The 6,302-nt window shown below is 66.8% G+C and carries 7 protein-coding genes; 1 reads left to right on the forward strand and 6 read right to left on the reverse strand.

Translation table 11 applies throughout. The annotated features are described in order from the left end of the window. Nucleotides 1-550: response regulator (locus FW784_RS11780; protein ID WP_149353535.1), on the forward strand; the 550-nt coding region annotated here is incomplete at its 5' end. On the opposite strand, the gene recO is transcribed toward FW784_RS11780, so the two are convergent. From recO to lepA, 6 genes are all read right to left on the reverse strand, one after another. After that, nucleotides 532-1,278, reverse strand: a complete 747-nt coding sequence (gene recO, locus FW784_RS11785; protein WP_149353541.1) for a DNA repair protein RecO — start codon at nt 1,276-1,278, stop codon at nt 532-534. The two genes, FW784_RS11780 and recO, sit on opposite strands and share 19 nt — an antisense overlap. A gap of 81 nt (nt 1,279-1,359) precedes the next feature. Beyond that, nucleotides 1,360-2,256 (reverse strand): GTPase Era, encoded by an 897-nt coding sequence (gene era / locus FW784_RS11790; RefSeq protein ID WP_187770792.1) that lies wholly within the window; start codon nt 2,254-2,256, stop codon nt 1,360-1,362. Nucleotides 2,257-2,290: 34 nt separating this feature from the next. Next, nucleotides 2,291-2,968, reverse strand: coding sequence for a ribonuclease III (gene rnc / locus FW784_RS11795; RefSeq protein WP_149353537.1), 678 nt, complete (start codon nt 2,966-2,968; stop codon nt 2,291-2,293). Continuing rightward, the gene (locus FW784_RS11800) at nt 2,965-3,318 is read right to left on the reverse strand and encodes a DUF4845 domain-containing protein (protein WP_425481641.1); all 354 of its coding nucleotides are present in this window, start codon (nt 3,316-3,318) and stop codon (nt 2,965-2,967) included. The genes rnc and FW784_RS11800 overlap by 4 nt, the downstream gene beginning before the upstream one ends. Before the next feature lie 58 nt (nt 3,319-3,376). Beyond that, a complete protein-coding gene (gene lepB, locus FW784_RS11805) occupies nt 3,377-4,174 on the reverse strand; it encodes a signal peptidase I (protein ID WP_149353539.1) in 798 nt (265 codons plus the stop codon). 93 nt (nt 4,175-4,267) lie between these two features. Then, a complete protein-coding gene (gene lepA, locus FW784_RS11810) occupies nt 4,268-6,058 on the reverse strand; it encodes a translation elongation factor 4 (RefSeq protein ID WP_149353540.1) in 1,791 nt (596 codons plus the stop codon). Between the last annotated feature and the right edge of the window lie 244 nt (nt 6,059-6,302).

A 6,302-nucleotide genomic window follows, 5' to 3' on the forward strand; every position in this document is an offset into this window, starting at 1 on the left:
CGCCAACCTGCCCGATGGGCGCGGCGATGCCCTGCTGCGCGCACTCCGCGGCAGCGGACTCTCCACACCCGCGATCGCGCACACCGCGGCGCGTGAAGCGGATGAACACGAGCGCCTGCTCGCCGCGGGGTTCCGCGAAGTGCTGGTCAAGCCGCTTTCGACGTCGGAAATCGTGGCCGCCGCCCGCATGGCGCTCGGCCACGAAGCCACTGTGGCGCGGCCATCCGCAACTCACGGCGCCCTGCCCGTCTGGGACGACGCCGCTGCGCTGGAAGCGTTGCTGGGAGACCGCAGCCACCTCGTGGCACTGCGCGGCCTGTTCCGGCCGGAACTGATCGCGATGCAGGGGTCGCTGCGCGCGGCGATGGATGCCGGCGACGCGGCCGCGCTGCGTTCGCAGCTGCACCGGTTGCGCGCGAGCTGCGGCTTCGTGGGCGCTACGCGGCTGGCCGACGCAGCAGCGATGCTGGCCGCATGTACGCCTGAAACCGGCTGGCCGGCATTCGAGTCGGCGCTGCGCACGACGCTCGATCAGTTTCCGGGCGATTGACCGCTGGCGACCACGCGCGAAAGCTCGCCAAGCATCTGCCAGGACGTAAGGCCGCGCGGCCCGACGTGATGCTCGAGCACGCGTCGCATCGCGCGACGCAGGGATGCCAGGTCGCCCTGCGCGGGCATCTCGTCGCCTGCAAGGGAAAGTACGGCCCGCCCGGTCGGCGCGTCGTTGCGATCGGCAGCGCCGCGGTCGGTCAGCACCCGACGTAACCCGTGCTCGGGATCGAGCCGGTAACGTGCGGCGGGGTCGATCGGGACGCCATCGCTGTCGGCGCTGAAGTCGAAGCCCAGCCCAAGCGCGTCGAGCAGGTCGCGCTCGTAGCGGCGCAGCGTCCAGGCCAACGGGTCGGCGGCGCGCAGCCGTTCACGCGCACGCGCATAGGCGGCGAACAGGTCCGGCTGGGGGTCGTGGCGCGGCGCGAGGCGCAGCGTGAGTTCGTTGAGGTAGAACGCGGCCATCGCGGCATCGCCGACCAGCCGGGGCGCCGCGTCGAAAGCTTCCGCGCTGGCGAGCTGGGCCAACTCGCCGCGCTGCACGGCGTCGAAACGGATCCACTGCAACGGTTGAAGAGCCGCGCGCAACAGCTGGCGTCGCGGCCCGGTTACCCCGCGCGCGAGCATGCCGATGCGCCCGTGCTGCGCGGTCAGAAGCTCGAGAAGCAAACTGGTCTCGCGCCACGGCCGCGCGTGCAGCACGAAGGCGTTTTCCTGGGCATAGCGGATGGTCACGCGTGATCACCGCCGGCCGCGGCCGTCATCACGCCCGGCCGGGCGATTGCGTGCGAACTCGTGGGAGCGGCCGCGTCAGTCGTGGTAGCCCAGCGACTTGAGCGCCGCCTCGTCGTCGGACCATCCCTCGCGCACGCGCACCCACGTCTCGAGGAACACTTTCGACTCGAACAGTTTTTCCATCTGTTGGCGCGCCCGCGCGCCGATCTCGCGCAGTCGCTCGCCACCCTTGCCGATCACGATGCCCTTTTGGCCGGACCGTTCAACCCAGATTACGGCGCCGATGCGCAGCAGTTCACCGTCGACTTCGAAATTCTCGATCTCGACCGTCGTCGCGTACGGCAACTCGTCGCCCAGCTGGCGCATCAGCTGCTCGCGCACCATCTCGCCGGCAAGGAAGCGCTGGCTCTTGTCGGTGATTTCGTCCTCGCCATACAGCGCGTCCTGCTGCGGCATATGCGCGAGCGTTGCGCGGACGAGGTCCTGCAGGCCGATCTGCTTGAGCGCGGATACCGGGTGCACGGACGCGAAGTCGCGGCCAGCGCTCACCTTCGCAAGGTATGGGAACAGCGCGGTCTTGTCCTTCATGCGATCGACCTGGTTCACCACCAGCACGACGGGCACGCCGGCCGCCTTGAGCGCGTCGTAAGCCAGGCCGTCCTCGTCGTCCCAACGGCCGGCCTGCACCACGAGCATCGCCGCGTCGACACCGTCCAGCGCGCCGCGCGCCGCACGATTCATCATGCGGTTCATGGCGCGCTTCTGCTCGCGATGGATGCCGGGCGTGTCCACGAGCATCAACTGCCCTTCGGGAAACGTTGCGATACCGAGCAGCCGATGGCGCGTGGTCTGCGGGCGTTTGGAAGTGATCGAGATCTTCGCGCCGACGAGCGCGTTGACGAGCGTCGACTTGCCGACGTTCGGGCGGCCGATGACGGCGACGTGGCCGGCGCGAAAGGGGGATGCGTCCATCACGGCATTGTACGGGCCCGGACAGCGGCCGCCGTTAGCGCGGCGTGCGCGACTCGATGCGGGCGAGCGCGGCGTCGGCCGCCGCCTGTTCAGCCGCGCGGCGCGACAGGCCCTCGCCTTCGGTCACGAGGCCAGGCTGCTCCAGCGTGCAGCTCACCCGGAATGTCCGCGCGTGTTCCTCGCCTTCCTCCGCGAGCAGCGCATACACCGGCAGTGGCTTCTGCTTGCCCTGCAACCATTCCTGCAGGCGCGTCTTTGCGTCCTTTCCGACTTTGTTGGGTGGCGGCAGCGCCGCCATCGCCGGTTCGAACCACGGCAGCACGGCGGCGCGGCAGGTTTCGAAGTCCGAGTCCAGATAGACGGCGGCAACCAGAGCTTCGACGGCGTCGGCCAGTATCGAGTCGCGGCGGTGGCCGCCGGACTTCATCTCTCCCGGTCCCAGCGTCAACTTGGCACCAAGCTCCAGGTCACGCGCGATCTGCGCCAACGACGACTCGCGGACGAGCTCCGCGCGTGCGCGCGTCAACGCGCCTTCGTCGACCTTCGGCCAACGGACATACAGCGCTTCGGCGACGAACAGGTTGACCAGGGCGTCGCCGAGGAACTCGAGCCGCTCGTTGTGTGGCGTGCCGGCGCTTCGATGGCGAAGCGCCTGCTGCAACAGTTCGGGCTGCAGAAAGCTATGGCCCCGCGCGGCGTCGAACTGCGTCATTCGGAGATGCGCTTGATTTCCTTCTCCGCGTTGAAATGCCCGATGATTTCGAAGTTGGCGATCAGTGGCCGCCGCACCTCGTAGTCGACGGTGACGACCCACCCCGCGTCCTTCCGGGCCGCTTTGAAGTTCTCGGGTTTCACATCGTCCACGTAGTCGGCACCCATCCGACGGAAGAACAGATCCTTGATCTTCTCAGGCGGGTTGTCCGCCATGCCTGGCTCGCTCGCCATGCCTTCGAGCGCCTTCTTGACGGAGAAGAACTCCGAATACATCGGGATCAGCTTCATCCCCATGTAGATGAACACGCCAACTACGGCAAGTACCAGGATGAAGCTGGTCAGGGTCATACCCTGCTGATTGCGTCTCATGACTCTTCTCCCCCGAGGGTCCGTGAGGCGGACGGTATCACTGGATGGTATTGCCGATGCGCGAGCTGTCGAAGGCCCCGGTGCAGAACCAGCCTTCGCAGTTGAGCCACACGAGGAACGCCTTGCCGCGAAGGTTCTGCTCCGGCAGGAAGCCCCAGTATCGACTGTCCTCGCTGTTGTCGCGATTGTCCCCCATCACGAAATAGTGCGCGGGCGGGACCACCCAGTCGCCCTGTCCGTCGCCGCGGATCAGGTCGGTGCGCTCCAGCACGTGGTGCGGCCGACCGGGCAGCGCCTCCTGCATCTCTTCCGACCCCGTCATTTCGGCGCCGTTGCCCACGCCCTGGTAGACGCCGATGGGTTGCACCTGAACCGGCGCGCCGTTGAGGAACAACTGGTGGTCGTGGTAGCCGATGCGGTCGCCCGGCAGCCCGATGATGCGCTTGATCCAGTCCTGCTCGGGATGCTGGGGCGGCTTGAACACCATCACGTCGCCCCGCTTGGGCTCGCCGATCGGCACGATCTTCGTATTGGTGATCGGCAGGCGGAGCCCGTACGCGAACTTGTTGACCAGGATGAAGTCGCCGGTCAGCAGCGTTGGCATCATCGAGTTGGACGGGATGCGGAACGGCTCGGCGACGAAGCTGCGCAGCATCAGCACGGCGGCCAGCACCGGGAAGAAGGACTTCGCGTAGTCGACGAGCATGGGATCCTCGGTGCTGTCGAGCAGCCCCCCGCGGGACGCGCGGCGGCGCGCGAGGAACAGCTTGTCCAGCAGCCAGATGGCGCCGCTGAGCAGCGTGAGCGCGACGAGGATGATTTCGAACCAGCGCATGGCAGTCCTTGGAGGCGGATGTTCGTGACGGAGGTTTGGAACGGATTCTGCGCGCAGGGTTCCCGATGCCCGGCCCCGCTGAAGGCACTTGCGTTACTGGTCGACCTTGAGCACGGCGAGGAAGGCCTCCTGGGGGATCTCGACGCGGCCGACCTGTTTCATCCGCTTCTTGCCCTCTTTCTGCTTCTCGAGGAGCTTCTTCTTGCGCGAGATGTCGCCGCCGTAGCACTTGGCCAGGACGTTCTTGCGAAGCGCCTTCACCGTCGTCCGCGCGATGACCTGCGCGCCAATCGCGGCCTGGATCGCGACGTCGAACTGCTGGCGCGGAATCAGCTCCTTCATTTTTTCGGTGAGGTCGCGGCCGCGGCGGTCGGCGTGGCTGCGATGCGTGATGATCGACAGCGCGTCGACCTTGTCACCGTTGATCAACGTATCCAGGCGCACGAACGGACCAGCCTGGAAGCGCAGGAAGTGGTAGTCCAGCGACGCGTATCCGCGCGACACCGACTTGAGCTTGTCGAAGAAATCCAGCACCACCTCGGCCATCGGCAGCTCATAGCTGATCTGCACCTGCTGGCCCATGTAGGTGATGCCTACCTGGACGCCGCGCTTTTCCTCGCACAGCGTGATCACGTTGCCGACGTAGTCGGGCGGCGTGAGGATGTTCGCGCGGATGATCGGCTCGCGGATTTCCTCGACCATGTTCACCGGCGGCAGCTTCGCCGGGTTGTCCATCGGTACGACCGTGCCGTCGGTCTTCAGCACTTCGTAGATAACCGTTGGCGCGGTGCTGATCAGGTTGAGGTCGTACTCGCGCTCCAGGCGCTCCTGCACGATCTCCATGTGCAGCATGCCGAGGAAGCCGCAGCGGAAACCGAAGCCCATCGCTTCGGAACTCTCGGGCTCGAAACGCAGCGCGGCATCGTTGAGGCGCAGCTTTTCCAGCGCTTCGCGAAGATCTGGATAGTCCTCGGCGTCCACCGGGAACAGGCCGGCGAACACGCGCGGCTGCATCTGCTGGAAGCCGGGCAGCGCGGTCGGTGCAGGCAGCGCGGTGTGCGTCAGCGTATCGCCGACGGGCGCGCCGTGGACATCCTTGATCGACGCCGTGACCCAACCTACCTCGCCCGCGCGCAGCGCATCGAGCGGCTTGCGCTTGGGCGTGAACACGCCGACGCCTTCCACCTGGTGCGAGCGGCCGGTCGTCATCACCAGCACCTTGTCACCGGGCTTGATCTCGCCCTGCATGACGCGCACTAGCGACACCACGCCGAGGTAGTTGTCGAACCACGAATCGATGATGAGCGCCTGCAGGCGATCGGTGTCGCGCGGCTTCGGCGGCGGAATGCGATGCACGATCGCCTCCAGCACGTCGATGACGTTGAGGCCCGTCTTGGCGCTGATCGCCACAGCGTCCTCGGCGTCGATGCCGATGACGGCTTCGATCTCCGCCTTCGCGCGTTCGATGTCCGCAGTCGGCAGGTCGATCTTGTTGAGCACGGGAACGACTTCGAGGCCCTGCTCCACCGCCGTGTAGCAGTTGGCGACCGACTGCGCCTCGACGCCCTGCGCGGCGTCGACCACGAGCAGCGCGCCCTCGCATGCGGCGAGCGAACGGCTGACTTCGTAGCTGAAGTCGACGTGGCCCGGGGTGTCGATGAAATTCAGGAAATAGGTCTTCCCGTCCTTCGCCGTGTACGGGAGCGAGACCGACTGCGCCTTGATGGTGATGCCGCGCTCGCGCTCGATCGGATTCGAGTCGAGCACCTGCGCTTCCATCTCGCGCGCTTCGAGCCCGCCGCAGATCTGGATGATGCGGTCGGCCAGCGTCGACTTGCCGTGGTCGACGTGGGCGATGATGGAAAAGTTGCGGATCTGCTGCATGAAGCGGGCACGACCGAGGCGAAATAACCCCGGATTATCGCATAGCGGCCGGCTCGCCCCTGGCGGACACGGGATGCGCGGCCGCCGGACCGGTCATCCGGCGGCGGGATCGACGGCCACGAACTGGGTCGAATCGCCGCGGCGGACCAGCAGCATGATCGCCTGCCCGCGCGGCACGCCACCGACCGCGCGCGACAGCTCCGAGGCACTGCCGACGGTGCTGCGGCTCACCTGCAGGAAGATC

It is taken from the genome of Cognatilysobacter lacus (assembly GCF_008274655.1).
Taxonomy (GTDB): domain Bacteria; phylum Pseudomonadota; class Gammaproteobacteria; order Xanthomonadales; family Xanthomonadaceae; genus Cognatilysobacter; species Cognatilysobacter lacus.

Bases quoted from the DNA above. Each gene is read 5' to 3' on its own strand.
- lepA (WP_149353540.1), bottom strand. From the start codon at position 6,058: ATGCAGCAGATCCGCAACTTTTCCATCATCGCCCACGTCGACCACGGC.
- lepB (WP_149353539.1), bottom strand. From the start codon at position 4,174: ATGCGCTGGTTCGAAATCATCCTCGTCGCGCTCACGCTGCTCAGCGGC.
- FW784_RS11800 (WP_425481641.1), bottom strand. From the start codon at position 3,318: ATGACCCTGACCAGCTTCATCCTGGTACTTGCCGTAGTTGGCGTGTTC.
- era (WP_187770792.1), bottom strand. From the start codon at position 2,256: ATGGACGCATCCCCCTTTCGCGCCGGCCACGTCGCCGTCATCGGCCGC.
- rnc (WP_149353537.1), bottom strand. From the start codon at position 2,968: ATGACGCAGTTCGACGCCGCGCGGGGCCATAGCTTTCTGCAGCCCGAA.